This is a genomic window from Paenibacillus sp. J31P190, from assembly GCF_059692075.1.
In genome coordinates this window covers 699,747-723,725 of sequence record NZ_JCAUAS010000001.1, presented here as the reverse complement: position 1 = coordinate 723,725, position 23,979 = coordinate 699,747, and the positions used below count along the sequence as shown (strand labels likewise).

The window sequence follows — 23,979 nt, the reverse complement described above, 5'->3', positions numbered from 1 at the left end:
GCTCACGATGATTAAAACATAACCTGAGCAAAGGATGATAATCGAGTTAAATCTATTTACAGGGAGTCATTAGCGCGTACAATATGGGGAGATGACATTTAGCCGAGGAAGTGCTGCATATGAAGATGAACAACTGGATAGGAAGAATCATCTCAACGATAAGAAATATGAAGCTCCAGAGTAAACTGATGGGAGGGTATCTATTAGGGTGTGTGATTCCAGTTCTTGTTGTAAGTACATTTATCTACACGCAATCCGTTGCAGGGCTCGAGGATTCCTCCCAAGAGTTTGCCACGCTATACACCTCCCAAATTGAGAACTCCTTGGATCAACTTATGCAAGAGTACGACAAAATAACGAAATCTATATTGGTCGATAAAGACTTTATCACAAAGCTACGGGATAGCAAGAAATTGTCCATGGACGAGTTAATTCTCCAAAGAGAAACGGTCAGGAGTACCTTAAGGCGGGTTGCTCTGCTCAAGCTCGAGATCGATACCGTGATGCTTATAAGTCCCGATAACACTGTCTACCAATTTACGAATACAACAAGCACGGTAAATGAAAGCGCGCTATTGTCCAAAGAGTGGTACAAACAGCCTCGAAACTCGGACGAAACGTTTTTTGTAACGGGACTGCACGACCGCTCCTATTACGAGGATAAAGGGATCGGTGCGATTGTTACAGTGGGAAGGGTGCTGTTCACCTCGGATGGAGCATTTGCGGGGTGGCTTCTCCTAGATCTAGATCCGTTTACGCTTCTGGCGCCGAATCCTGATTTTGTGATGGCTCGCGATAAATACGATATGAGTGTGATTATCAGTAAGGCTTCAGGGGAAACCGTCTATCATTCGGATGCGGCTAGCGGCCGGGTATCTTGGAAGCATGTTTTGGATTCAGGGATCAATTATACGGGGGATGTGAGCGACAAAGAACGCATCGTAATCTCGGGAGGTACGAAATTAGGGAAACTGATCATAAAGACAGAGATTCCTCGTCAAAAGCTGTTACTCAGGGTTCGAAAGATTCAAGCCGTAACGGGAATCGTGATCCTGACGGGGTTTATCATTATGGCTTTTGTTTCGCTTGGTCTTAACTATACGATCACCAAGCCGATTAAAAGCTTACGGCGCAGCATGAAGCAAGCCGAAGCCGGACAGTATATGCCGATCGACAGGGTACAGTCGCATGATGAGATTGGTAGTCTAGTTAATAGCTATAACAATATGATCATAACGATCCGGACATTGATCGAGGATGTATATATGGCGGAGATTAAACAGCGGCAAGCCAAGTTCCTTGCGCTTCAGAACCAAATCAACCCCCATATGCTGTATAACACATTGGAATCCATTCGCATGAAAGCATTGGTGAAAGAGGACGACGAAGTAGCCGACATGATCAAAATTCTAGCTCGTATGTTTCGGCTTGTTCTAAACAAAGAAGGCAGGAAGCATTCGATCAAAGATGAACTGGATTATACGATCAATTACGTAAAGCTTCAAAATATCCGATTCGATGATAGGTTCCGGCTGGATATCCGTTTTTCAGACGAAATGCTGGCGTGCAGCATCATTCCCCTTGTTTTCCAACCTATCGTGGAGAACAGTATCAGTCATGGATTCGTAGATTACGAACAATCCATGGATATTGTCATCGAGGGTTCATGGACGGAGGATGACGGAATTCTAATTCGGATTATGGATAATGGTATCGGCATGACGCGAGATAAGCAAGAGGAACTGTACGCTTTGATCGAGGAGGCGGAGTCTGCCAAGTATAAGATGGAGCAGACAGAGGAATCGGCAGGCAAAGGGCTTGGCCTTAAGAACATCGCGGAACGCATTAAATTGCATTACGGCGATTGCTATGATCTAAAGGTTTACTCGGAACAAGGGATAGGGACGAGGATCGAAATCCATATCCCTAAACGTTAATTTAGCAGCGCGGAACGGCATGGAATGGGAGGTATCTTGTATGAAAGTTTTCCTGGTGGATGACGAGAAAGGTATTGTGGACGGGCTGAAAAAAATAATTGGCCGCTATATCCCGGAATGCGAAATTGTAGGTGAAGCTTACAACGGTATACAGGCTATAAATTTGATTCAAGCGTGCAATCCGGATATCGTGATTACGGATATACGGATGCCGCAAGCAGACGGTTTAGAAATGATTGCAACGTTAAAAGATACCGAATGTCAAGCTAAATTCATTCTGCTCAGCGGATACGCAGACTTCGAATACGCGCGCAAAGGCATGCGGCTCGGCGTTCAGTTTTATATGAACAAGCCGGTGGAAGAAGAGGAACTGCGCGATTGCGTCTATAAAGTGATGGAGGCTATTCGGGAAGAGCGAGCCAATATGCAAGAAGTGGACAACCTCAAAAACCGCATGCTGGAAAGCACGCTGTGTGACATCGTCGACGCTGGCAGTGATAACCCCATTTATGTGAGCGAGTTGCTGCGGTTAGCTCGTATTCCGCTGGAACAAACCAGATACGTCTGCGTACTGTTGGAGTTTGACAATAGCCCAAGTGCCTTGAAGGAGTACGAATTGACAGAGATTTTTAGACTGGTGGATCAGTTGTTTAAGAAACAGTATCAAGGCGTGTACCGGTTCCGATATTCCGTTCTTCAAATTGCTATATTAGTGACGGATAGCGGGGCAATAGAGCACAGTGAGCTGGTTCATACCATTCATAGCCTAAAGGATGAGGTATTCCGGGAGCTGCACAAGACGATGACTGCTGGCGTTGGTACCGTTAAGGAACAGGCGGTCGAGATCAGTTTATCCTTCGAAGAAGCCCGTCACGCCTTAAGCTATACAGTCATCCAGGGAAACGGGGCTGTTATTCCATACCCTGATATTATGAACTTGATGGGAGGGCGGCATACCATCCCGGAAGCGTTGATTGAGAAGCTTGAGGTCGCTTTGGACAATACGGATGAAAAGGAATGCGTGAATCTCATTCGAGAGATTTTCAGACGTATGGAAGCAGAGCGTCATTTAAGTCCAACCAACCTCCAGTTGCAGTGCTTGAATATCTTATTGTCGAGTGTACGCAAGATGTCCTTCCAGCAGTTGCAACAGAACGAGCTTCTAGGGCGCCATATCCTTTCGTTGGACGCGATTTCGCGGTTTCGGACACTTGAGCGTCTGGAAGCGTGGATGGTTGAGGTTATTCGAGGAATCCTTACATTTAAATTGGAACATAATTTTACCAAGAAGAAAGATATTATTGCAGAAATCAAGAAATACGTAACGGAACATTACAATGAATCAATAAGCTTATCGGAGCTTTCCGCTCGATTTTTCATCAATCCCTATTACTTAAGCCAGCTGTTCAAACAAAAATCAGGGGACACGTATTTGAATTTTTTGGCGCAAATTCGGATGAATAAGGCGAAAGAACTATTAGAGAAGACTGATCTTAAGGTATATGAAATTTGCGAGACGGTAGGTTACTCGGATACGCAGTATTTTTCCAGGCAGTTTGAGAAACTAACGGGCTTCAAGCCGAGCGAATACCGGAAGAACGTCCTAAAAAATTAAATGCAGGAGGCCCATTCGCCATGTTCCAAAGGCGATTGGGCTTTTATTATTTCTATAAAATGACCTAGTAAATACTTAAAAACGACCCTTTGAGCAAATTCACCCCCAAAGGTATAGTATGTGTAAGCGAATACATGCAACTAGAATTTAGGGGGAATCAAGTTGATTTATCGAATGAAAGTGTTTTGGCCGCTGTATATCATGGCCATACCCGGTATCGTTTTTCTCATTATATTTAAGTACATCCCGCTGGCCGGTTCCGTAATCGCTTTCCAGAACTATTCTGTATTCAAAGGTTTCCTGGATAGCCCTTGGGTTGGCTTCAAAAATTTCGAAACCCTGTTCCATTATCCCGATTTTATCAGGGTGTTCAGTAATACACTGGTGCTTGGATTTCTGCGAATTGTGATCGTTTTCCCTGTACCCATCTTGTTGGCGCTCATGATCAATGAAATCCGCAAATCAGCCCTGAAGAAAGGGATTCAAACGGCTCTGTATGTGCCACATTTCCTTTCATGGGTTATCGTAGCTGGTATTGCGTTTGATTTGTTCTCACTAAGCGGATTGTTTAACGTGGTGATCGGGTGGTTTCATCATGATCCCATCCTGGTTATGCAGGAAAGCTCCTATTTTCGTATTGTTTATGTGTTTACTTCCATTTGGAAAGATGCGGGATGGGGAACTGTCGTTTATATGGCAGCCATCAGTTCGATAGACCCTCAGCTGTACGAATCAGCAATGATCGACGGAGCATCTCGGTTCAAGCAAATACGACACGTTACATTTCCACTGCTGCTGCCTACCGTGTTGGTCCTGCTACTGCTGGAAATCGGCAACTTCTTGGATTTGGGCTTTGACCAAGTGTTCAATCTACAGACGCCAATGACGTATAGCGTAGGGGATATCTTAGATACCTACGTGTTCCGTACGGGCATTCAGCAAGCGCAGTATAGTTTCGCGACAGCCGTCGGTCTATTCCAATCGTTAATCGGATTTATTCTGGTCTTCACTTTTAATAAGTTGTCAAGAAAAGTTTCAGACGGGGGGTTGTGGTAAATGCTTGAATCTAGAGGGGAAAAACTATTCGGGTCAATCGTTACTGTCATCCTCCTGCTTTTATCCTTTATCGCGATTATTCCGCTGCTTTCCTTACTCTCCACTTCATTCAGTTCTAAACGGATGGTGGATTTGAATCTGGTCACCATTTGGCCGAAGGAATTTACGCTGGCGTCCTGGGATTTTATGATGTATCGTCCCGACCTATGGAAGTCTTTCTTCCTGACGTTGGGCTCGACGGTGATTGGCACGATTCTGGCGCTGCTCGTCACGGCCCTTCTTGCTTACCCGCTATCGAAGTCGGAATTTCGCTGGGGCCCTGTCATTATGATCGGTGTCGTGATTGCGATGATCTTCAAGGCGCCGATTGTACCTTATTTTCTGACAGTACGAGGTATTGGGCTTTACAATAATCCATTGGTGTTGATCATACCTCATATTCTAAATCCGTTTAACCTGATCATTATGCGAACCTTCTTCAAGCAGTTTTCCAAGGAGTTAGAGGAAGCTGCCTTTATAGAGGGCTGCGGATATTTCCGAATGCTATTCCAATTCGTACTTCCGCTTTCCAAGGCTGTGCTTGCCACGCTGGCCTTATTCTACGGTGTTGTGTTATGGAACCAGTTCCAGCATCCGCTGATGTTCTTGCAGGATACGAATCTGTTCCCACTGCAGATCAAGATTCGGCAATTCATTACCGATGATAACGTTTTGATTACCGGAGCTGTCTCTACAGCTGGCTTAGCGTATAATGAGCGCACACTCCGGGCTACAACCGTTATCTTTGCGATGATTCCTGTTGTGGCGGTATATCCTTTCTTGCAGAAATACTTCGTTAAAGGAGCTATGCTCGGTTCCGTGAAAGGTTAATCTCACATCGGTTTTACGGCTCTTTTGAGTTTTAGAACATATATTTCAAATCATAGGGGGAAACATCGGATGGTCATCAAAAAGCTTGGTGTACTTGCGGCAGTCAGTGCTATTGCTTTTACGGTAGTGACAGGCTGTAACGGCAAAACGAATTCTTCAGAAGGTGCAGGTTCTTCTTCAACCTCGCCTAACCAAGGGGCATCTTCGAAGGTGGAAGAGAATGTTGATATTGAAGTTTGGGGTACGAACATTGGCTATAAACCAACCACCAAAGGCAGCAAATTGTATGAATTTTATAAAGAAAAACTGGGCGTAGGTGTTATCAGTCCGTATGTGGAATGGAACGGAGGGACTGCCTATTTAAATCAGCTAAATCTCAAGATCGCATCTGGCGAAATGCCCGATTTGTTTTTACCACAACAAGGCATTGAAAATAGCTTGGCTAAAAACGGAGCTATCGCCGATTTGACCGATCTACTGCCGAAATATGCGCCGAATTTATGGGAAGCCATTCCGAAGGATATGTGGGATATTGTGAAAGCTAATGACCCTACTGGTCAGGGCAGAATTTATTATATCCCTGGTATGGTAGACTACGGAAGATATTCTGGCATGATCCGCAAAGATTGGCTTGACAAGCTGGGCTTACAGATGCCGAAGACGCAAGAGGATTACGTAAAAGTTCTGGAGGCATTCCGGGACAAGGATCCCAATGGCAACGGGCAGAAGGATGAGCTTCCGACCGGCGGCCGTGGGGAAGCACGTTGGATGGATCATCTGTTCGCCATGTACGGTGTGGCGATGTTCGAAGGCTATCCGGATTGGGACCTGTACGACGGCAAGCTGACTTATTCCGCGGTAACACCTAATATGAAAGCTGCCTTGGAGTTCATCTCCAAACTGTACAAAGACGGATTAATAGATAAGGAATCACTTCTAAACGACAAGGCTAAGTGGGACGGCAAGGTTGCAGCCAACAAGGCAGGTAACTACTTCCACTGGGCAGAGCAAACCAATCTATATTTGGATAATTTGCAAAAGAACAGTGGCGTAAAGGGCAATTTTGCGGCTCTTCCTATTCCAGAAGTTCAGGGATATAAGGGATTCTATACCTGGAAGAAGTTTACACCTCCGGCATGGGTCGTTAAAAACAACAAGGATCAAAAGAAGTTGATGGCAACTTTAAAATTACTGAACAACATGTATGACAAGAAGAATTGGAACGCTTTGTACCTCGGCGTTGAAGGTATGCACTATACAATGAAGGATGGCAAAGCCATAAAACTTCCAGATGACAAGAGTACACAGGAGAATCTTATTCTTGATCCTTATGCCAAAATTTCGACCCTTGATTTTACAAGCAATCTCTTAAAAAGCACTGCATCGGAAGACAGAATGTGGGAGATTGACCAAACCGTTCAAATTATGCAGGATGCCCAGAAGTATGCGAAGGCCATTGCTGGAGACGGCATGCCGGCCAGCGTCTATGACGGTTTCCCGGATATCAACAATCGCTCTCTCTATATCGAATATGCTAGCAAGATCATTACCGGGCAATACCCGATCAGCAAGTTTGATGAATTTGTAGATAAGTGGAATAAATCAGGCGGCGGAGAGGTTACGAAACGCGCGCAAGAATGGTATGCAAAAGTGAAAAAATAAGTGTTGAACGCTAATATCCGCTCGGCTTCTTCTGGAAGTCGAGCGGATATTTCAATCCAAGCTTAGGTATCGAATGATCGAAACTGAGCTGAAATAGGAGGCTACAATGAGTAATCGCATTAAGGAAGTACTTGAGGGGCAAGAACAAAATTATATCCTGCCATTCCTCTGGCAGCATGGTGAGGAAGAACAGGTGATACGTGAAGAGATTGCCCGCGTTCATGAAGCTGGAATCGGAGCCGTTTGCATCGAAGCTCGTCCTCATCCTGATTTTCTAGGACCGAAATGGTGGACGGATATGGACATTATTATGGATGAAGCTCGGAATCGTGGCATGAAGGTATGGCTGCTGGATGACGATCATTTTCCAACGGGACATGCGGCGGGCAAGGTGAAGGAGGCTCCGGAAGAGCTTCATCGCAAGTTTTTAGGTGAACGCTATATCGATACCATCGGTCCTGCCCAAGGTACATCTCTGCTGCTGGATACCTTGCTGATGCGTGGGCTTCGACCAACCATCTCGCAGCCCGAAAAAGCGAGCGGAAAGAATAAACTGATCTCCGTTGTCGCGGTACGCCGAGATCCTTCCAATGGAGAATTACTTAGTGATTGTATCGACATCACCGATCTTGTGCAAGACGGTATCCTGTATTGGGATATCCCTGAAGGGTACTGGCGAGTATTTATTATTTCAGAAAATAAGGATGGCGGCAGCCAGCAGCAGGAAGATTATCTGAACCCGATAGATAAGGATTCCGTTCGTATTCTGCTCGATACGGTGTATGAGGCTGTGTATGAGCGATACAAGGGCGACTTCGGAAAGACATTTGCCGGATTCTTTTCGGATGAACCCGGATTCTACAATGATAAGACAACCTTTGACTTCAATTCGAAACCCGGAAAACAAGGTGTTCCGCTTCCCTGGAGCAGTGAAATGCCGGCCTTGCTAGAGCAGGCATTGGGTGAGAACTACCGTAAGCACCTCTATCTACTTTGGCATAATGGGGGAGAACAGTCTAATATCATTCGCTACGCCTATATGAATATTGTCAGCAAGCTTTACGCGGACAACTTTTGCAGTCAAATCGGAGAGTGGTGTAGAAACCGCGGGGTAGCATACATCGGACATGTCCTCGAAGACAACAACGTGCACGCAAGGCTTGGCTCCGGAGCCGGACACTTCTTCCGTTCGCTTTGGGGACAAGACATGTCAGGCCTCGATGTAGTGCTGTGGCAGATTGTCCCCGGCTTCGATGAATTGTCTTATAGCAAGCCGGGAGGGGATACAGATAGCGAATTTTTCCACTATGGTCTCGCTAAGCTTGGCGTATCGCTTGGCCACATCGATCCGAAAAAACAAGGCAGGACGATGTGCGAAGTGTATGGGGCATATGGCTGGGCGGAAGGCTTAAAGCTGATGAAATGGCTCACAGATCATATGTTGGTTCGCGGCGTTAATTATTATGTCCCGCATGCCTTTACCCAGAAAGCTTTTCCGGATCCGGATTGTCCGCCGCATATGTATGCGGGCGGGAAAAATCCGCAGTACCGCTACTACAAGCATTTAAATCAATATATGAATCGGATCAGTCACCTGATTTCAGGCGGAAGGCACATGGCGTCTGCGGCCGTCGTGTATCACGCTGAAGCCGAATGGTCCGGGGAAGCGATGTATTTTCATAAGCCCGTGAAGCAATTAATGCAGCATCAGATCGACTGTGATGTTCTTCCCATCGATATTCTTCTGGATGCAGCAAGCGTGAAAGACAACAAGCTGCATGTCAATAACGAGGATTTCGAGTGCCTTATCGTGCCCTATGCAGAAGCGATTCCGGCGGCGATGATTCGGCGTTTGATAGAGTATTCAGAACAAGGACTAGCCGTTCGCTTTGTCGGCGGGCTGCCGACAAGATCGAGCGAGGGCAACGAGGTTCCCGCCGAACTGACTTGCCTTGCCGATCACCGAAATGTGAAGGTTGTTGCATTAGAAGATTTGGCGCAAGAACTTATTGCAGACGGACATTATGAGATTAGCGTCGACGAACACGAACCGTATCTTCGGAACTACCATTATATTCATGACGGTTTGGATGTTTTTATGTTCTTTAACGAACATCCGCATCAAACTATTCGTAGGAAAATTGTTTTGCCTGTCCAAGGTGATGTATATGCCTATGATGCATTCATGAATAAGTTGACTGGTTTACATGTAAATCGGGAGAACGGTGCGAATGCGGTGGTGGAGGTTGTCCTTAGTCCGTATGAATCCATCGTACTACTCTATGGAGCAGACCTTGAAGGTTATGACGAGTCGCCACAGTATACAGTTGGTTCGGAACTTGAGCTAAAAGGCGAATGGGCCGTATCCACTTCTGATGCTGAACATTATCCTCGTTTTAAGGAATGGGGAAAACTGACGGCTTTAACGAATATGAGCGGACCTGATTGCTTGCCTCGATTTACAGGCACCTTCCGTTATGAAACGGAATTTGAGTGGAACGAATCCGGAAACCAGGCTTTTTTAGACTTGGGTGAGGTCTATGAAACGGCACAAGTATGGATAAACGGTGAGGAAGCGGGAGTGCGCATTTGTCCGCCTTACCGCGTTGAGATCCATGGCCTGATCAAGAAGGGCAAAAACAAGCTTGTCATCGAAGTTACGAATACGTTGGTGAAAGAACATCCCGACTTTTTGTCTGCCTATGCGCAACAGGAACCAAGCGGACTTATTGGACCTGTGCGAGTGGTCAGATAATAAAAGTTCAATTTTTTTTGATTTAATCAGCTTTTATGCAGATAGCGGGAGCAGCTTGTACAACGGCTGCTCCCGCTCTTTTCCATGTGTAAATTTATGGTTGCATCAAATGGTCGCAAAAACGAAAAAAAAAAGTCGTCATATTGGATGTGAGCCTCCATATGTTTCCGTTAAAATGAAACAAGGGGGAAATGGCGGGAATCAAACATTTTATCTAAGAAAAAGGAGGATTTTGCTATGGGAAGAAGTTACTACGCAATTATCGAGATAACGGATTATGGTCCTTACGTTACCAAACTGGTACTGCCCATATCGGTGAACGTAAAGGCGGAAGAGGTGAAGCCGGAATGCTTTAGTGTATATGTCGAGAGGAAGGACAAGAAGGGTGAGATCCTGAAGCTTTCGAGGAACTGGTTAGAGAAGACGGAAAAGGAGTTAAGCAAGGGTTACTGCGTGGTGGAAGACGCTTATCCTTCCTGTAGCCAGGGTGTACGGAGAGAGGAAGGGGAATTCGTGACTCTAGAGATGAAGTATGGACCGCTCGATTCCTTATCCGCTGCAATTGCCTGTCCGAACAACTTCAACGAGTTTATCGTCAGCGATTATCGGATTACCCAGATTGCGGAAGTTCCGGCGAAGGAAGAGAGACTGACGGGATTGGTATTCGACCTGTGTGCAGGCAAAACCATGAAACAGGCGGAGAAGTTCCTGCACGGCATTTCCTCTTATGAAGAGGAGCCGCTAAAGTACGGCTACTTCGTGCCGCAGACTGGAAACGGCAGGCGGCCACTCATCATCTGGTTGCACGGAGCTGGAGAGGGTGGACAGGATCCGACCATCGCTTATACGGGCAACAAGGTGGTGAACCTGGCCAGCGATGCAATCCAAGCCAAGTTTGGCGGAGCTTACATGTTGGTACCTCAGACACCGACCTTCTGGATGAACGACGGCAGCGGACAGTACGGCAGATCAGGTAAGTCCAAGTACGGAGAGGCCTTGAAGGCTCTGATTGATGAGTTCATTTTCAGGAATGATGCGGCAATCGACACTAACCGGATCTATATCGGCGGCTGCTCCAATGGGGGATTTATGACCATGCGTATGGTGCTCGACTATCCGGATTTCTTCGCTGCTGCATATCCTGTATGCGAAGCGCTTTTCAATGACGTCATCCGTGATGCGGATATCGAAGCGATTAAGCATGTGCCGATTTGGTTTACCCATTCCAAGGATGATTTGATTGTAAAACCGGAGGAAACTGTAATACCGACTTATAAGCGCTTGATTGAGGCCGGTGCGAAGAATGTGCATTTCTCGTTCTTTGATAAGGTTGTGGACATCCATGGCTTGTTTGCGGATGAAAAGGGAGAACCCTTTAACTATATAGGGCATTTCTCCTGGATATATGCCCTGAACGATGACTGTCACCTGGATTATGACGGGAAGCCGGTCGTAGTGGAGGGGAAGGAAGTATCTTTGATGGATTGGCTTGCTATGCAGAGCAAGTAAGACAAGATCATGTATTCTTAGCCGAAAAAAGTAAGAAAGATGGCCGTCAGGTACTGACAAAATGCTACGCAAGTGAAAGTCGCCATCCAATTGCACTAACGGGAGAATAACGTAATAAAATCCTTGATTTCCTTATATTTTCCAGCTTATACTATAGTAAATATTTGGTATGAGTGACTGGCGAAAACGTAGATCACTACGGGGGAGCGCATATTTCATAAAAGCCGTTCGCCTGGGCAAAGTATTTGGTCAAATGACCGAATACTTTTCTATTTTAAGGGGGAATTGCATTGGTTGATTTATCAGATCGAAAGCCCCGTAAAGGTAAACTTAATAGCCAATGGATTGATATTAGAAAAGCTCTAATTGAAGACTTAGACGAGGTGCAGAAATTATATGTAGAAGCAGCTAAATGGATTCGCTCCTCGCAAGGTATCATTCAGTGGAACGAAGATACGTTTACGATGAATTATTTGGAGCAATTTATTCGTGAGAAAGATGTATTTGTCGCATACCTGGAGGGTGAGCTTGTGGGTTGTTTCTCTATCCAGTGGAAGTACGAGGAAATATGGGGAGAATTATTTCATGATAATGCGGGTTACATTCACAGGTTAGTTGTTTTGCGAAAGTATAAGGGACAGGGGATCGGAAGCCATTTCCTTACTTGGGCGAAAGACTATATAAAGAACGAAGGAAAGAAATGGTTAAGATTAGACTGCATGGCGGATAACCCAGCGTTAAATCAATACTACCTTAGTCAAGGATTGGTTTTCCAGGGGAGATACGACGGTCGTGGGTGGAGCGCAAATTTATACGAGCGTGAAATTATAGATTAGTTGAAGAAGTGGGTAAGGTATCCCATTTGAAATTTCTATGCTGACGCAGAACGATAGTTCAATACAAAAGGGCTGCCGAGGCGCTTGCGCCATCCACCGTTTTTGCAGACAGTCCGGAAATCGCCGCGACCCAAGTTAAGGCCAGTGTAAACAACGCGAGTATGCCTGCTACGGCAAGCCATGGCAGTATTCCTGCTGACGAACGAAAACCCATAATCAACGCTACGAGAATGATGACGACAACCGATAGGGCGTTGGATACCAGTGAGGTCAGCACATGCCCCCACAGTAAGGTGGAACGTGAAATCGGCATGGAGTGAAACCGCTCGAATATGCCACGTTGCTTATCCAAAAACAGGCGGTAAGCCGTATAGGATATACCGCTTGCAATCGCAATCAGCAGGATACCGGACAACAGGTAGTTCACATAGTTATCCGTACCGGTTTGGATTGCGCCGCCAAACACATAGACGAACAGCAGCATCATGGCAATCGGAGTGATGCAGACCGTGAAGATGGTGTCCATACTGCGAAAAATATGGCGCATGGAACGTCCAAGCATAACGCCCAGATTCATCGCCCCAATATCACTCGATATCGCCGTCTGTTTCAAGCCGCCGGACGCTGGAATACATCGTGGCTTCCTTTAATTCATACTCGCCGCCCGAGCGCTCGGCGATCAGTTTGACAATTTCGTACCCATAGCGGTCAGCTTCGGATAAGAGACGTAAAATCATCGTATCGGTATGTCCGCGAAGCAAGTCGGATGTAATTTTGTTCTCGCTCATTTCATCACCTCCGTGTTTTTACAATACGACGATATCTAACGGAATCATTCTATTTTTTCGTGCTTTATCTAATTGAACTTTCCAATCAAGCATAATTTGTCGCTGAAGGAGTAAGGCGTGGAGAAGTTTCAGCGTATAAAGAACATAAATATACCGATGCCCACTCCGACTTATACATCGGTGTAGGCATCGGTATATAGACCAACCACAAATTAGGGGTTTTTCTGCATGTATTGCAGAGAAACGAATTTACGATTCATGATGTGTAATCCTTTCCATGAAGTCCGTCCTATTTACTATTCAATAGTATCCCTAGACCAACTGAAATCATTAACCACCTGTTGGCGAGCACTCATTTTTGGCCCCCCACCCCCAAGCGTCTAATTGTCATCGTACTTGAAATCGGTTATTTATTCCAATACATTTCATGTTATAATCTCATTGACTTGAGGGAATGAATGGAGAGTGTGAAATGGAACTTCTTCAACTGCAATATTTTCTCGCGGTAGCTCGTTTGGAACATGTGACCGAAGCAGCACGAATTCTGCACGTTACTCAATCGTCACTAAGCAAAACGATTCAACGCTTGGAGGAGGATCTAGGGGTCCCTCTATTCGATCGAATAGGTAGGAAGCTGCGATTGAATGAGTTCGGAAGCAGATTCCTTCGCCGTGCAGAAAGGGCTTTGTTTGAATTGGAACAGGGGAAGCTGGAGCTTAGCGATTTATCCAGCCCGGATCATGGCACTCTAGAATTGGGGGTGACCACCGCTAGCATATTACCAAATATCCTTCGAGAGTTTCGGAAAAAGCGGCCAAATATTCAATTTCATGTGCAAATGCTGACCACGCAGGAAATGGTTACGCTTCTTGATAGAGGGGAGGTTGATTTTTGCTTGTCCTCACCTCCTATAGAAGGGGATGACATCGAATGTCAAATCGTGTATATCGACCCAATCCTTGTAGCTGTTCCAAAGGGGCATCGACTGGCAGATCGAAGCAGCGTATCCTTGACAGAGCTAAAGGATGAATGGTTTGTAGGAGTAAAGAAAGGCTACGGTACTCGCGATATAATGGACTCTGTATGCAAATCGGTTGGATTTGTACCTAAATATGTGTATGAGGGGGATGAACCTGCAAGGCTTATCACTCTTGTGGAAGCCGAAATTGGCATAGCCTTCATACCAAGCACGGCAAGGAATTCACGGGAACAAATCAAATATCTCCAAGTAGAGACTCACGAAGTGGTACGGGAGATAGCTTTATTATGGCACAGGAGTCGATATATTTCGCGGGCGGCTCTGGAATTCCGTGAGGTAGTTGTAGAATATTTTGGCGCGATATCCAAACAGACAATTTAATCCCATATATAAGTGAAGTAAAATTTTTGGGCATACTCAGTTTATGGGTCTATTGAAGTAACGGCGAACGCTAGTGGAAGAGGAGCGGCCTTGAGGCGGCTTCTTTTTGGCTTTCATTCAAGTAAAGGGAGGTTAGTATGGAAAAGCCTGCAGGAATTTTTGTTGTAAATACAACAAAAATGATGTACTATTTTTTTACGACGTTTTAAAAATACAATATTAGTGGAGTTGCAATTATGAAGGAAATTCTACGTGAGGTTGGAATGATTGCTAGGGCATTAGATTCTATAAGTAATATCGAATTTAAAAAATATGACCTTACAAAAGGACAGTACTTGTACCTTGTGCGAATATATGAAAATCCAGGAATTATTCAAGAAAAGTTAGCTGAAATGATAAAGGTAGACCGAACAACAGCTGCTCGTGCTATAAAGAAACTGGAGATTAATGGATTCATTGAAAAGAATGATGATCCATATAACCAAAAAATTAAAAAACTATTTCCTACAGAGAAAGGGAAGACTGTTTACCCTTATATAAAAAGGGAAAACGATTATTCCAATATGGTCGCACTCTCTGGATTCTCTGAAAGTGAAGTAGAAACGATTTTTAACCTGCTGCAAAGAGTCAGAAAAAATGTGGAAAAAGACTGGGAGTTTGTAAAAAAGGGAAACAAGAGAAATTATTGATTTAGTAAAAGGAGGACAAATAAAATGACAATACATATAAAAAAGTGCACATTTGAAGATCTAGCATTACTTCAAGAAATTAGTGTTGAGACATTTAATGAGACATTTAAGAATCAAAATTCACCTGAAAATATGAAAGCCTACTTGGAAAAAGCATTTAACTTAAAACAATTAGAAAAAGAATTATCAAATATCTCTTCGGAATTCTATTTTATTTATTCTAATGAGGAAATTGCCGGGTATTTAAAGCTAAACACCATTGATTCTCAAACTGAAAGAATGGGCAATGATTCGCTTGAAATCGAGAGGATTTATATAAGGGGAAAATTTCATAGACAGGGGCTTGGTAAATATCTAATAAATAAAGCTTTAGAAATAGCGATAGAGCGGAATAAAGAGAAGATCTGGCTAGGGGTTTGGGAAAAAAATGAGAGCGCAATTACCTTTTATAACAAATTGGGCTTTGTTCAAACAGGGGCCCACTCTTTCTATATGGGTGATGAAGAACAAATAGACTTTATAATGACCAAAACACTCATCTAACATTTTCCGACAAACGAGGAGGAGAAAACCATGTATATTCCTTCACACTTTCACATGGATGAAATAAAAGTCGCTTACGACATTATCAGAGAACATAGCTTTGCAACACTGTTTTCACAACAAAATGGAGTACCCTTTGCTACTCATTTACCATTAATTTTGGATAAGGAGAACAAATACTTATATGGGCATTTTGCACGTCCGAATCCTCAGTGGAAGGATATTAGCAATCAAATTGTCTTAGCTATTTTTCATGGTCCGCATTGCTATATCTCTCCTTCATGGTATGAAACAAATAAAGCAGTTCCAACATGGAATTATGTAACTGTTCATGTAAACGGTGAAGTCCAACTTATTGATGATGAAAAAGAGTTAATGGATTCCTTGCATGAAATGGTATTGAAGTATGAAGCCCCTGATAGTTCATATAGATTGCAAGAGGTAGATGCAGACTTTATCGCTGGGCTGAGTAAAGGGATTCAAGGATTCAAAATAAGAATCAACAAGATAGAGGGAAAAGCAAAGTTAAGTCAAAACCATTCCGTACAAAGGCAAGAACTTGTCATTAATCAACTGGAACGGATTCAGAATGGAGACGAACAAAAGATTGCCTCTCTTATGAAAGCAAACCTAAAAAAATAACGATGTAAAAGTTTAATAGAAAAGTACAAGAAGACCCGAATGGGCCCTCTAATGTTTAGATGAAGTGAAGAATCACCATTTAATTTCCATGCGGGGGCGTCGATGCCTTCTTTGACCGTAAATGGGGGAATCAAGTTTCGGACGAGCCGTGTATCGAGGAGCCGCTGGTTTTAGCGGCTTTTTGGCGTGCGCGGAACCGTCGGACCTTCATTAGGTTACCGCATGCTTTATCATCGCAGAACCGTTTGGAGCGGTTCCGAGTTTCGTCGTAGTAGACCACCTTGCAATCCGGATTGCCGCAAATACGCAAGCGGGTAGGATCGCTCTCCGCGAGTAAGCGGCCGAAGGAAGCGGCCACTTCCGCTCCGATGCGGGGCCAGCCTTTTTGTAAAGGAGTGGATTCCAAGCGATAATCGGAATCCGAATCCGCTATGCGTAGGATCATGGGTCCGCCCGATAGAGCCCGGTTCAACCCCTCGAGATTTGTAGGGTCTACGGAATCGCGCACCGTCAGCTTTTGGACGATACGAAGTATGTGCCCTCGCAACCGTTTCAGCTCATCCAATTGTTCCGCGGATGGAGCGCCGGGATAGGGAAGGTTGTGGATAGCCAGCCATTGTTCCAACCATCCCGGTTTGTCCAGAAAATCTTCGGAATGACCGCTGCCTCTCCAGTCGTGATAATCGCTTTTCAGAAAATCGTCCCATAACATCGCGTCGCAGCTCCCTTGTATTCATGTGGAATGTCTTTATTGTAACACTCAAATCATTACTTAGCTAGTGACTTGACGGTCATGGTGCTTCATGATAAAGTGTGATTTGTAACTATCTTTAATTAGATAGATAGTTACAATGTGTTATCGATGAAAAAATGCGCTACTTTCCATAACTTATGAAGCTTGTTCAGGAGTACAACTGAAAACTTTGGGGTACGCTAGATCAATTCTTCGACAAGTGATTTTAAAGTGTAGCAAAGCAAATGGTTTAAACCAAATATGGATTTCTTTAATTTCCTTATCCAGATCTGGCTTTGTTAGTTATCCTAAACTATGTAAAAAGGTGATGAATACGATGTTCCCCAATCTCAATCAGAAACGCAAATGTACGGATACCGGCAAAATCCAGCACTTTCTCAAACAGGCCCGGACTGGTTTTCTCGGCTTATCTTCAGAAGACGTCCCCTATGTCATTCCACTCAATTTCGTTTGGCTGAACGACGCCGTCTATTTTCATGGGGCAGAAGAAGGAAGAAAAGTCACTTACATCGACCATAACCCTCTAGCCTGTTTCACAGTCAGTGAGAATTATGGGACTATCACGAGTCCGATCCCGGCCGGAACAGATACCGCCTATATGAGTGTCATCATCGAAGGTTCCTTGCTTCGCGTAACCGATATAAACGAGGCAACGGAAGCCATGCAGGTCATGCTGGACAAATATGTGCCAGGTTATTATGATCGACCGCTGGGGCGGAGTCATTTGGAACGATATGTTTCCTCTTCAGGCAGTAAAACTGCCATCTATAAATTACCCGCAGCCTCCTTGTCGGCCAAAGAGAAAGAAGTGGCCGCGGATCGTTTGTTCTATGAAGGCAAGACCGTTCATACCGACCGGTTGTAACGGAGCGAAGCACAATTCCATGATATCCTTGCATCCGTTTAGGAGGTGACCGAATAACCGAAACGGTTATCTCGGGGAACTCAGGTTTCGGATGCGCCGTGTGTCGAGAAGCTGCCGTTTAGATGCTATTTCAACTTAAACCATAAATCACAACGGCGTCATTAATGACATGAATAATTCGTTGGAATAATAGTAAAAACAGCAGTTCAAAGGTTAATTTGGACTGCTGTTTTTCTAATTTGTTTAGGTTTATAAAGAGCACTCATTAGTCCAAATACAGAATCCCCAACTACTCCATAAATCCGTTTGACATTCCAGAGTTGAAGTTGTTCCAATATAGCCTCTGCAACTGTAAGGAAAGAACGGCTCTTATTGAGCGAATTAGATAACTTTGTTGTCATCCATGTATTACTCCTCACAAATTGGTATTGGATTTATCCATAACTATTCCCATCCCATTGATAGAAAGCAAGCATCTCACTATCAATCTCGAGTCCAATTCCAGTACCGCTTGGTATAGAGATTTCACTATTCGAAGGTTGAATTCCGATTAATTTTGTAAAAGGATTATCCATGACGTCCCATTCAAGAGGTTCGATTGAGTCTTCTCCCATCTTGCCCCAAGGCTCCAAACAAGCATGAGCGAAGATGGCGTATAAGCGTGATAATGCACCGTCATATGAATGTGGAGTTACGCGGGTCCCAAAGCTTCTAGCAAGGCTTAATGTTTCCCTGTAACCGTCAATACCAGCCACATGCAGAGTATCCGGCGTTATAAAATCAAGAGCATATTGGAGAAAAATAGGCATGAAATCTGCTGCTTTTTCGAGGTTCTCACCGCCGGCCAGAGGAGCAGACAAACGACTTCTTAGCCATACGTATTCAGTAATGCGACTAATCTCAAGCGGCTCTTCAAACCATAAAAGATTAGGCCACGTATCAAGCATAGACTGCCAGCGTAAAGCTGCAATTATGTCATAGCTTTGATTGGCGTCCAAAGCTAAACCAATCTTTTCTTGTAACAATGTCTGAACCATCTTTATATGTTGTTGATCCTCGTGGATTGATTTACCGCCTATTTTTACCTTAATTTTATCAAATCCTTGATGGATTGCCTGCTCAATAGCTTTCAGGGAATGTTTTTGCCAATTTGCTTCATCTGAATAGGACTGAAACGAAGCATACACGGGCACATTCTCTCGAAACTTCCCTCCCCAAAAGTCACACACGGATACATTGCATGTCTTGGCCATAATCTCTGTTAATGCCATACTAACGGCCGCAGATGAACGGGAATGCCATTTTTTCAAGGTACGAACCAAGGTAATTCTGTCAGTAACTGACTTACCGATTAGATAGGGAATGATTCGCTCCTGAAAGCCTTTATGCAAGGTTGGCAGCCAATCAACGCATTCTCCCCAACCTTCGACACCTAAATCAGTCGTTATCCGAATCAGATAACAGGTTCGATACGTTTTTAAACCGTTGGCATCTCCGTATGGTTTAGGAAGATGATAAAAGAGTGGAAATGTTTCTATTTTACGAATCAACAAGGAGATATACCCTTTCAAATTATGATGTGTTGTATAAGTAGGATTTATTAAAAAAGGGATAAATATACAATAAATTAAAGTTGCGTCCATAGAGACACAGCCTTTGTTAATATATGTAATAATTTCTCGGGAAGCAGGAAATAATTAGTTGCGACTATATTGTTTATGAAATGAGGTATAGCATGAATTGGCACAATTGGTCCATTGACCGGACTCTCATTCTGTTCGTCGGTTTGGCATTTCTAGCTCTTGGTATCCAAGTAACGATGTTTCATTATCGGCAAAATTTTCACAATAAAGCGATGTGGGTCCCCGTCATTTCAGCTCCCATTTTTTTTATAGCGGGTATTATTTTGACTTGGTATAACGTTTATTGGCTGCGTAATTTATTTCAGGTTCTAATGTGGCTGGGCGTTTTGTTCGGTCTGGTTGGTTTCTATTTCCATTTTCGGGGAGTAGGTGTTCGGGTTGGAGGATGGGCTTTGCGCAACTTTCTCATCGGCCCGCCAATCATACTTCCTTTATTGTTCTCCGCTGTGAGTGTTCTCGGTTTAATTGCCATATATTGGGAGGTGAGGTGATTCTATGCTAACGAGTAGCTGCTACCCCTCTTACGATATCATGAATGAGTTAGATGAGTGGGATGACCATACCCAAAGAGTTCAATCACTTTGTGGTTCTTCTTTTATAGCATTGGATATTGATGGTTATGCAGGTCCGGCTTATCCGCGTGGATACGTACGTACGCAGCTGGGGCAATTGGATCCATGGGAGGCGCAACCGGAACAATGATGAAACGAAAATACGGGAATGAAGAAGTAGATGTAGTTATAGTTGGGGCAGGGGCAGCCGGAGGTGTACTCGCCAAAGAATTGAGCGAAGCAGGAATGAGCGTGGTAGTCCTGGATGCAGGCCCATTCCGTGATACTCAAAAAGATTTAGCTAGTGATGAGCTTACGATGCAAAACTTAGGGTGGCAGGATACTAGAATCGTAGATGGAAGCAACCCGTTAACGATGGGGCACAACAATTCCGGTCGGGGTATCGGTGGAGGGACGGTGCATTTTACGGCTGTCTTTTTACGATTTCATGACGCTGATTTTAAAGCGAGGACAATGGATGGTGTCGCAGAAGATTGGCCGATTAGCTATGAGGATTTAGAGCCTTTCTATGCCAGGGTCGAAAAGGAAATTGCCGTATCTGGGCCTAAGCACTTTCCATGGGGGAATTACCACGGCCCCTATCCTTATCCCGAAAGGGAGCCTCTTAGTCCAAACGCGTATATGTTTATGAACGGTTGTGAAAAGCTTGGGATCCGCTCGTCTGTAGCTCCACTTGCTATCCTATCCGCACCATTCGAAGGCCGTCCTCCATGCATCAATCGAGGCTTTTGCAATCAAGGATGTATGCCCGATGCTAAATTTAGCACCCTCATCGTACATATTCCTAAAGCAATCAAAGCTGGGGCAGAAGTGTTAGCCGATTGCATGGTTACGCAGGTGTTAATGGGAAAAGACGGGGTGGCGAAAGGTATCACCTTCGTACATGACGGAAGAACTTATGAGCAAAAAGCTAAAATTGTGATTTTGTCTGCCTATGTTGTAGAAACGCCGCGATTGCTTCTTAACTCTGCAAATTCTCAGTGTCCGGACGGGCTAGCCAATAGCAGCGGTTGGGTTGGGAAATCTATTATGGTTCACAGCTCTCAAGACGTTTACGCCAGATTTGATGAAGAAATCAGGCTGTATAAGGGTACACCCGTATTAGCTACAACACAAGATTTCTACCGTACTGATTCCAAAAACAACTTTGCTCGTGGATATACCCTTCATTCTCATGGAGCGAGACCGGTCGAGTTTTCGAAAGGCATTTCGCAAGCGGAAGGTGGACCCGTGTGGGGGGAGCGTCTCAGAGAGACGATGTTGAATTATAATTACTACGGAAGAGTTACTTTAGTCGGGGAAGTACTTCCGAGTCCAATGAACCGGGTCACGCTGGCGGATGAAAAAGACGAATATGGATTGCCGCGTGCAAAAGTAACATTCAGCTATGGCGATAACGATCAGAAACTCATTGATCATGCCGTCGACAATATGAGTACAATACTCGAGGCAGCAGGCGGGAAAGTCGAATACGTTGTTCCCGACACCGCTCATATGATGGGGGGCTGCCGTATGGGGAATGACCCCAAATCTTCAGTGGTCAATTCTTTTGGACAAACCCATGACATTCCTAACCTGTTTATATGCGATGCGAGTATTTTTGTAACATCGGGCGCCGGCAATCCAACCAATACGGTCATGTCGCTTGCATTAAGAACTGCGGAATATATAAAGGAGAAAGCAAAAAAGTTTGAATTGTTGGGCTCGAGGTCGGTTTAGCCGACCTCCTTACAGATGCCTAAGTAAATAAGCAGATGGTTCCGAGAATAATTCTTCACTTGCGCGGATGCCTATGTCAAATCCCTTTAAACCTTCATAGTGTGAGTAAATTGGGATAAAGGAGTTAAGGCATGAATAAGATACCTGTATCAGGTTTTGTATTTCACTCAAACGACTCATTATCAGATCATTCGCATGGATTGTACATTACTTCTTGGGATGGCAGGCCATACTTGCATCGGCATATGTTTTCAGGAATTACTTCATTAAATGATGGGCACGTACACGAATACGTTGGCATAACGGAGCCAGCTCCGACAGGCGTCCCTCACTTTCATCGTTATCATACGGTTACTTCTATGAATGACGGTCACACTCATAGTATTGAAGGAACAACAGGTCCAGCAATCGATCTTCCCACTGGAGGGCATGTTCATTATTTTGAAGGATTTACAACTATTAATGGCATGCATCCACATACTCATCATTATAAAGGAACCACAGGAAATGAAGTTGGTTAGGCTATTAAGAGAACTTTCCTATGTATGTAGGGGAAGTTCTTTTTTGATTTTGTTATACATAGCTTCCTATACTAATTATATTAGTTCAAACCAATCAAATTCCAGAATGGCTTCTTATAACAAGTTTAATGAAAATTTTATTTTTAACCCCATTTCTTTTTAAATAGTTTTCCTTATCCTAGTGTAAATGAATGGCTAGGAGGAAACTAAGGATGAAGAAGTGGTTTTTTGGGTTCATTATACTATTACTGCTTGGCTATGGAGTTGCTCAACATAAACTGAAAGTCGTTAACGAGAAATCACTGGAAGAAGCTAATCAAGCTCAAAAGGTGACTCCTCAAATGAAAGAGCTTAAAGTAACAAAAGATCAGATTTATAAAGGCAATTTGTTGTTGGTCAATAAGGATCATCCTGTACCCCCAGGTGGCGAAGAGTCCGAAGCGGTCAATCTGTCTCAGCATAAGGAACTGCTGAATGGATTCATTGTGCTGGATAAAACGATTCGGTTGTCGCCGGACTTGGTGCAAAAATTTACAGAAATGATAGGAGCTGCAGAAAAAGATGGGGTTAGCCGATTTTTAATCAGCAGCGGTTATCGGGACAATAAAGAACAAAATAAACTCTATCAACAAATGGGGGCTAAATATGCGTTGCCAGCAGGCTATAGCGAACACAATTTAGGTTTATCGCTGGATATCGGATCTACACAATCGGAGATGAGTCAAGCGCCTGAAGGAAAGTGGCTGAAAAAAAACGCATCGAGATACGGGTTTATCTTGCGTTATCCGGCTGACAAAACTGCAATTACAGGTATTCAGTTTGAGCCCTGGCATTTCCGCTATGTTGGTTTGCCGCACAGTGCAATTATGCAGGAAAAGAATTTTGTCCTAGAACAATATTTGGATTTCTTGAAAGAAAAGAAGACCATTAGGACTATTGTAGATCGCCAAACCTATGAGATCTCCTACTATCCTGTCTCCAAAAACACAACTATCCCTGTGCCAGCGAATGGTCGCTATCAGATATCAGGCAACAATATGGACGGCATCATTGTGACCGTATATTCATGATCAGGGCTTATGAGTCTCAAGAAGGTGAGAATGGCATATGAAACATAAGATCATGTTGAAAGATATTACAATTCAAGTACTGTTTACCGTTTATGTGTACACGTTATTCAAAATTATTCTATTTAAGTTTGGTTCAGTTGACATGACATTTCTCTGGAAGCAGCTTAAGGTGAGTCTGGGAAACCCTGATTATATCAGCAGGCAATTCCAAAAAGGGAATCTGATTCCCTTTAAAGAAATATCCAGAACGATTCATAGTATAACGAGTCATGGTCTAGTTAACCTGGTTGGGAATTTTGCGATATTCATGCCGTACGGTATTCTTCTTGGTTTAATGTTAAGAAACAAAAAAGTATCATGGATAGACGCGTTCATTCTTTCATTAGGTTTAAGTCTAATCCTGGAATTAGCGCAGGCTTTTTTCTCTATTGGACGTTATGATGTAGATGATCTAATACTAAATTCAAGCGGGGGCTTGCTCGGTTTCATTACTTTCAAATTATTCGCTATGTTAGTTACTACATCAAGTGCTAACCAAGCAAGAGGTAGCTCCATCTGATACAATAAAAGCGA

General features: G+C 44.0%; 22 protein-coding genes, 2 pseudogenes and 1 riboswitch. Of the genes and pseudogenes, 19 read left to right on the top strand and 5 right to left on the bottom strand.

Translation table 11 applies throughout. The features are described from left to right. Nucleotides 1–119 precede the first annotated feature (119 nt). The 8 genes from AC58U0_RS03065 (at nucleotide 120) to AC58U0_RS03030 (ending at nucleotide 12,240) form a co-directional block, all read left to right on the top strand. Nucleotides 120–1,937, top strand: coding sequence for a sensor histidine kinase (locus AC58U0_RS03065; RefSeq protein ID WP_497377591.1), 1,818 nt, complete (start codon nucleotides 120–122; stop codon nucleotides 1,935–1,937). A gap of 40 nt (nucleotides 1,938–1,977) precedes the next feature. Next, nucleotides 1,978–3,552 (top strand): response regulator, encoded by a 1,575-nt coding sequence (locus AC58U0_RS03060; RefSeq protein WP_497377590.1) that lies wholly within the window; start codon nucleotides 1,978–1,980, stop codon nucleotides 3,550–3,552. A 162-nt stretch (nucleotides 3,553–3,714) separates the two neighbouring features. Then, nucleotides 3,715–4,608, top strand: coding sequence for an ABC transporter permease (locus tag AC58U0_RS03055; RefSeq protein ID WP_497377589.1), 894 nt, complete (start codon nucleotides 3,715–3,717; stop codon nucleotides 4,606–4,608). Continuing rightward, nucleotides 4,609–5,478, top strand: a complete 870-nt coding sequence (locus AC58U0_RS03050; protein ID WP_497377588.1) for a carbohydrate ABC transporter permease — start codon at nucleotides 4,609–4,611, stop codon at nucleotides 5,476–5,478. It begins immediately after the preceding gene. A gap of 69 nt (nucleotides 5,479–5,547) precedes the next feature. Next, entirely contained in the window at nucleotides 5,548–7,140 is a 1,593-nt protein-coding gene (locus AC58U0_RS03045; protein WP_497377587.1) for a type 2 periplasmic-binding domain-containing protein, read from the top strand. 106 nt (nucleotides 7,141–7,246) lie between these two features. After that, complete coding sequence (locus AC58U0_RS03040) at nucleotides 7,247–9,895, top strand: glycosylhydrolase-like jelly roll fold domain-containing protein (RefSeq protein WP_497377586.1); 2,649 nt, start codon at nucleotides 7,247–7,249, stop codon at nucleotides 9,893–9,895. Nucleotides 9,896–10,132: 237 nt separating this feature from the next. Beyond that, the gene (locus AC58U0_RS03035; protein WP_497377584.1) at nucleotides 10,133–11,404 is read left to right on the top strand and encodes a prolyl oligopeptidase family serine peptidase; all 1,272 of its coding nucleotides are present in this window, start codon (nucleotides 10,133–10,135) and stop codon (nucleotides 11,402–11,404) included. A gap of 163 nt (nucleotides 11,405–11,567) precedes the next feature. Beyond that, a riboswitch (ZMP/ZTP riboswitch) is annotated at nucleotides 11,568–11,649 on the top strand. A 45-nt stretch (nucleotides 11,650–11,694) separates the two neighbouring features. Continuing rightward, a complete protein-coding gene (locus tag AC58U0_RS03030) occupies nucleotides 11,695–12,240 on the top strand; it encodes a GNAT family N-acetyltransferase (RefSeq protein WP_497377583.1) in 546 nt (181 codons plus the stop codon). Nucleotides 12,241–12,319: 79 nt separating this feature from the next. On the opposite strand, the pseudogene AC58U0_RS03025 reads toward AC58U0_RS03030, so the two are convergent. Further along, nucleotides 12,320–12,817, bottom strand: a pseudogene (locus AC58U0_RS03025) (ABC transporter permease); the annotation flags it as partial. 13 nt (nucleotides 12,818–12,830) lie between these two features. Further along, nucleotides 12,831–13,028: pseudogene (locus AC58U0_RS03020) on the bottom strand (PadR family transcriptional regulator); the annotation flags it as partial. A gap of 472 nt (nucleotides 13,029–13,500) precedes the next feature. Between AC58U0_RS03020 and AC58U0_RS03015 the strand changes: the two are divergent. The 4 genes from AC58U0_RS03015 (at nucleotide 13,501) to AC58U0_RS03000 (ending at nucleotide 16,262) form a co-directional block, all read left to right on the top strand. Next, nucleotides 13,501–14,388, top strand: coding sequence for a LysR family transcriptional regulator (locus AC58U0_RS03015; protein WP_497377581.1), 888 nt, complete (start codon nucleotides 13,501–13,503; stop codon nucleotides 14,386–14,388). A 236-nt stretch (nucleotides 14,389–14,624) separates the two neighbouring features. Next, complete coding sequence (locus AC58U0_RS03010; RefSeq protein ID WP_497377580.1) at nucleotides 14,625–15,077, top strand: MarR family winged helix-turn-helix transcriptional regulator; 453 nt, start codon at nucleotides 14,625–14,627, stop codon at nucleotides 15,075–15,077. Nucleotides 15,078–15,101: 24 nt separating this feature from the next. Beyond that, complete coding sequence (gene paiA, locus AC58U0_RS03005; protein WP_497377578.1) at nucleotides 15,102–15,620, top strand: spermidine/spermine N(1)-acetyltransferase; 519 nt, start codon at nucleotides 15,102–15,104, stop codon at nucleotides 15,618–15,620. 30 nt (nucleotides 15,621–15,650) lie between these two features. Continuing rightward, nucleotides 15,651–16,262, top strand: a complete 612-nt coding sequence (locus tag AC58U0_RS03000; RefSeq protein WP_497377577.1) for an FMN-binding negative transcriptional regulator — start codon at nucleotides 15,651–15,653, stop codon at nucleotides 16,260–16,262. 130 nt (nucleotides 16,263–16,392) lie between these two features. Here the strand turns inward: AC58U0_RS03000 and AC58U0_RS02995 are convergent, their stop codons facing one another. Continuing rightward, nucleotides 16,393–16,974 carry a CGNR zinc finger domain-containing protein gene (locus tag AC58U0_RS02995; RefSeq protein WP_497377576.1) on the bottom strand — a complete coding sequence of 194 codons (582 nt, stop codon included), beginning with the start codon at nucleotides 16,972–16,974 and terminating at the stop codon, nucleotides 16,393–16,395. A gap of 358 nt (nucleotides 16,975–17,332) precedes the next feature. Between AC58U0_RS02995 and AC58U0_RS02990 the strand changes: the two genes are divergently transcribed. Further along, a complete protein-coding gene (locus tag AC58U0_RS02990; RefSeq protein WP_497377574.1) occupies nucleotides 17,333–17,881 on the top strand; it encodes a pyridoxamine 5'-phosphate oxidase family protein in 549 nt (182 codons plus the stop codon). Nucleotides 17,882–18,087: 206 nt separating this feature from the next. Here AC58U0_RS02990 and AC58U0_RS02985 read toward each other — a convergent pair whose 3' ends face one another. Beyond that, nucleotides 18,088–18,282: a hypothetical protein gene (locus AC58U0_RS02985; protein ID WP_497377572.1), complete on the bottom strand. Its 195-nt coding sequence runs from the start codon at nucleotides 18,280–18,282 to the stop codon at nucleotides 18,088–18,090. Between the two features lie 33 nt (nucleotides 18,283–18,315). Next, nucleotides 18,316–19,434: a mandelate racemase/muconate lactonizing enzyme family protein gene (locus AC58U0_RS02980; protein WP_497377681.1), complete on the bottom strand. Its 1,119-nt coding sequence runs from the start codon at nucleotides 19,432–19,434 to the stop codon at nucleotides 18,316–18,318. Nucleotides 19,435–19,616: 182 nt separating this feature from the next. On the opposite strand from AC58U0_RS02980, the gene AC58U0_RS02975 reads away from it, so the two are divergent. The 6 genes from AC58U0_RS02975 to AC58U0_RS02950 all read left to right on the top strand — a co-directional run bounded on the left by AC58U0_RS02975 (nucleotide 19,617) and on the right by AC58U0_RS02950 (nucleotide 23,965). Then, the gene (locus AC58U0_RS02975) at nucleotides 19,617–20,015 is read left to right on the top strand and encodes a hypothetical protein (protein ID WP_497377571.1); all 399 of its coding nucleotides are present in this window, start codon (nucleotides 19,617–19,619) and stop codon (nucleotides 20,013–20,015) included. Nucleotides 20,016–20,019: 4 nt separating this feature from the next. Then, a complete protein-coding gene (locus AC58U0_RS02970) occupies nucleotides 20,020–20,226 on the top strand; it encodes a hypothetical protein (protein ID WP_497377569.1) in 207 nt (68 codons plus the stop codon). After that, nucleotides 20,223–21,815 carry a GMC family oxidoreductase gene (locus AC58U0_RS02965; RefSeq protein ID WP_497377568.1) on the top strand — a complete coding sequence of 531 codons (1,593 nt, stop codon included), beginning with the start codon at nucleotides 20,223–20,225 and terminating at the stop codon, nucleotides 21,813–21,815. Before AC58U0_RS02970 ends, AC58U0_RS02965 begins: the two co-directional genes overlap by 4 nt. A 131-nt stretch (nucleotides 21,816–21,946) precedes the next feature. Next, nucleotides 21,947–22,336, top strand: a complete 390-nt coding sequence (locus AC58U0_RS02960; RefSeq protein WP_057303947.1) for a YmaF family protein — start codon at nucleotides 21,947–21,949, stop codon at nucleotides 22,334–22,336. Between the two features lie 212 nt (nucleotides 22,337–22,548). Then, the gene (locus tag AC58U0_RS02955) at nucleotides 22,549–23,406 is read left to right on the top strand and encodes a M15 family metallopeptidase (protein WP_497377567.1); all 858 of its coding nucleotides are present in this window, start codon (nucleotides 22,549–22,551) and stop codon (nucleotides 23,404–23,406) included. 37 nt (nucleotides 23,407–23,443) lie between these two features. Continuing rightward, nucleotides 23,444–23,965, top strand: coding sequence for a VanZ family protein (locus AC58U0_RS02950; protein ID WP_497377565.1), 522 nt, complete (start codon nucleotides 23,444–23,446; stop codon nucleotides 23,963–23,965). The last annotated feature ends 14 nt before the right edge of the window (nucleotides 23,966–23,979 follow it).

What these genes read in the sequence shown, in the direction of transcription:
- AC58U0_RS03060 (WP_497377590.1), top strand. Translation starts at nt 1,978, where the DNA reads ATGAAAGTTTTCCTGGTGGATGACGAGAAAGGTATTGTGGACGGGCTG.
- AC58U0_RS02975 (WP_497377571.1), top strand. Translation starts at nt 19,617, where the DNA reads ATGAATTGGCACAATTGGTCCATTGACCGGACTCTCATTCTGTTCGTC.
- AC58U0_RS02960 (WP_057303947.1), top strand. Translation starts at nt 21,947, where the DNA reads ATGAATAAGATACCTGTATCAGGTTTTGTATTTCACTCAAACGACTCA.
- AC58U0_RS02995 (WP_497377576.1), bottom strand. Translation starts at nt 16,974, where the DNA reads ATGTTATGGGACGATTTTCTGAAAAGCGATTATCACGACTGGAGAGGC.
- AC58U0_RS02970 (WP_497377569.1), top strand. Translation starts at nt 20,020, where the DNA reads ATGCTAACGAGTAGCTGCTACCCCTCTTACGATATCATGAATGAGTTA.
- AC58U0_RS02990 (WP_497377574.1), top strand. Translation starts at nt 17,333, where the DNA reads ATGTTCCCCAATCTCAATCAGAAACGCAAATGTACGGATACCGGCAAA.
- AC58U0_RS03015 (WP_497377581.1), top strand. Translation starts at nt 13,501, where the DNA reads ATGGAACTTCTTCAACTGCAATATTTTCTCGCGGTAGCTCGTTTGGAA.
- paiA (WP_497377578.1), top strand. Translation starts at nt 15,102, where the DNA reads ATGACAATACATATAAAAAAGTGCACATTTGAAGATCTAGCATTACTT.
- AC58U0_RS03035 (WP_497377584.1), top strand. Translation starts at nt 10,133, where the DNA reads ATGGGAAGAAGTTACTACGCAATTATCGAGATAACGGATTATGGTCCT.
- AC58U0_RS03065 (WP_497377591.1), top strand. Translation starts at nt 120, where the DNA reads ATGAAGATGAACAACTGGATAGGAAGAATCATCTCAACGATAAGAAAT.
- AC58U0_RS03010 (WP_497377580.1), top strand. Translation starts at nt 14,625, where the DNA reads ATGAAGGAAATTCTACGTGAGGTTGGAATGATTGCTAGGGCATTAGAT.
- AC58U0_RS02950 (WP_497377565.1), top strand. Translation starts at nt 23,444, where the DNA reads ATGAAACATAAGATCATGTTGAAAGATATTACAATTCAAGTACTGTTT.
- AC58U0_RS03000 (WP_497377577.1), top strand. Translation starts at nt 15,651, where the DNA reads ATGTATATTCCTTCACACTTTCACATGGATGAAATAAAAGTCGCTTAC.
- AC58U0_RS02985 (WP_497377572.1), bottom strand. Translation starts at nt 18,282, where the DNA reads ATGACAACAAAGTTATCTAATTCGCTCAATAAGAGCCGTTCTTTCCTT.
- AC58U0_RS02965 (WP_497377568.1), top strand. Translation starts at nt 20,223, where the DNA reads ATGATGAAACGAAAATACGGGAATGAAGAAGTAGATGTAGTTATAGTT.
- AC58U0_RS03040 (WP_497377586.1), top strand. Translation starts at nt 7,247, where the DNA reads ATGAGTAATCGCATTAAGGAAGTACTTGAGGGGCAAGAACAAAATTAT.
- AC58U0_RS02955 (WP_497377567.1), top strand. Translation starts at nt 22,549, where the DNA reads ATGAAGAAGTGGTTTTTTGGGTTCATTATACTATTACTGCTTGGCTAT.
- AC58U0_RS03050 (WP_497377588.1), top strand. Translation starts at nt 4,609, where the DNA reads ATGCTTGAATCTAGAGGGGAAAAACTATTCGGGTCAATCGTTACTGTC.
- AC58U0_RS03045 (WP_497377587.1), top strand. Translation starts at nt 5,548, where the DNA reads ATGGTCATCAAAAAGCTTGGTGTACTTGCGGCAGTCAGTGCTATTGCT.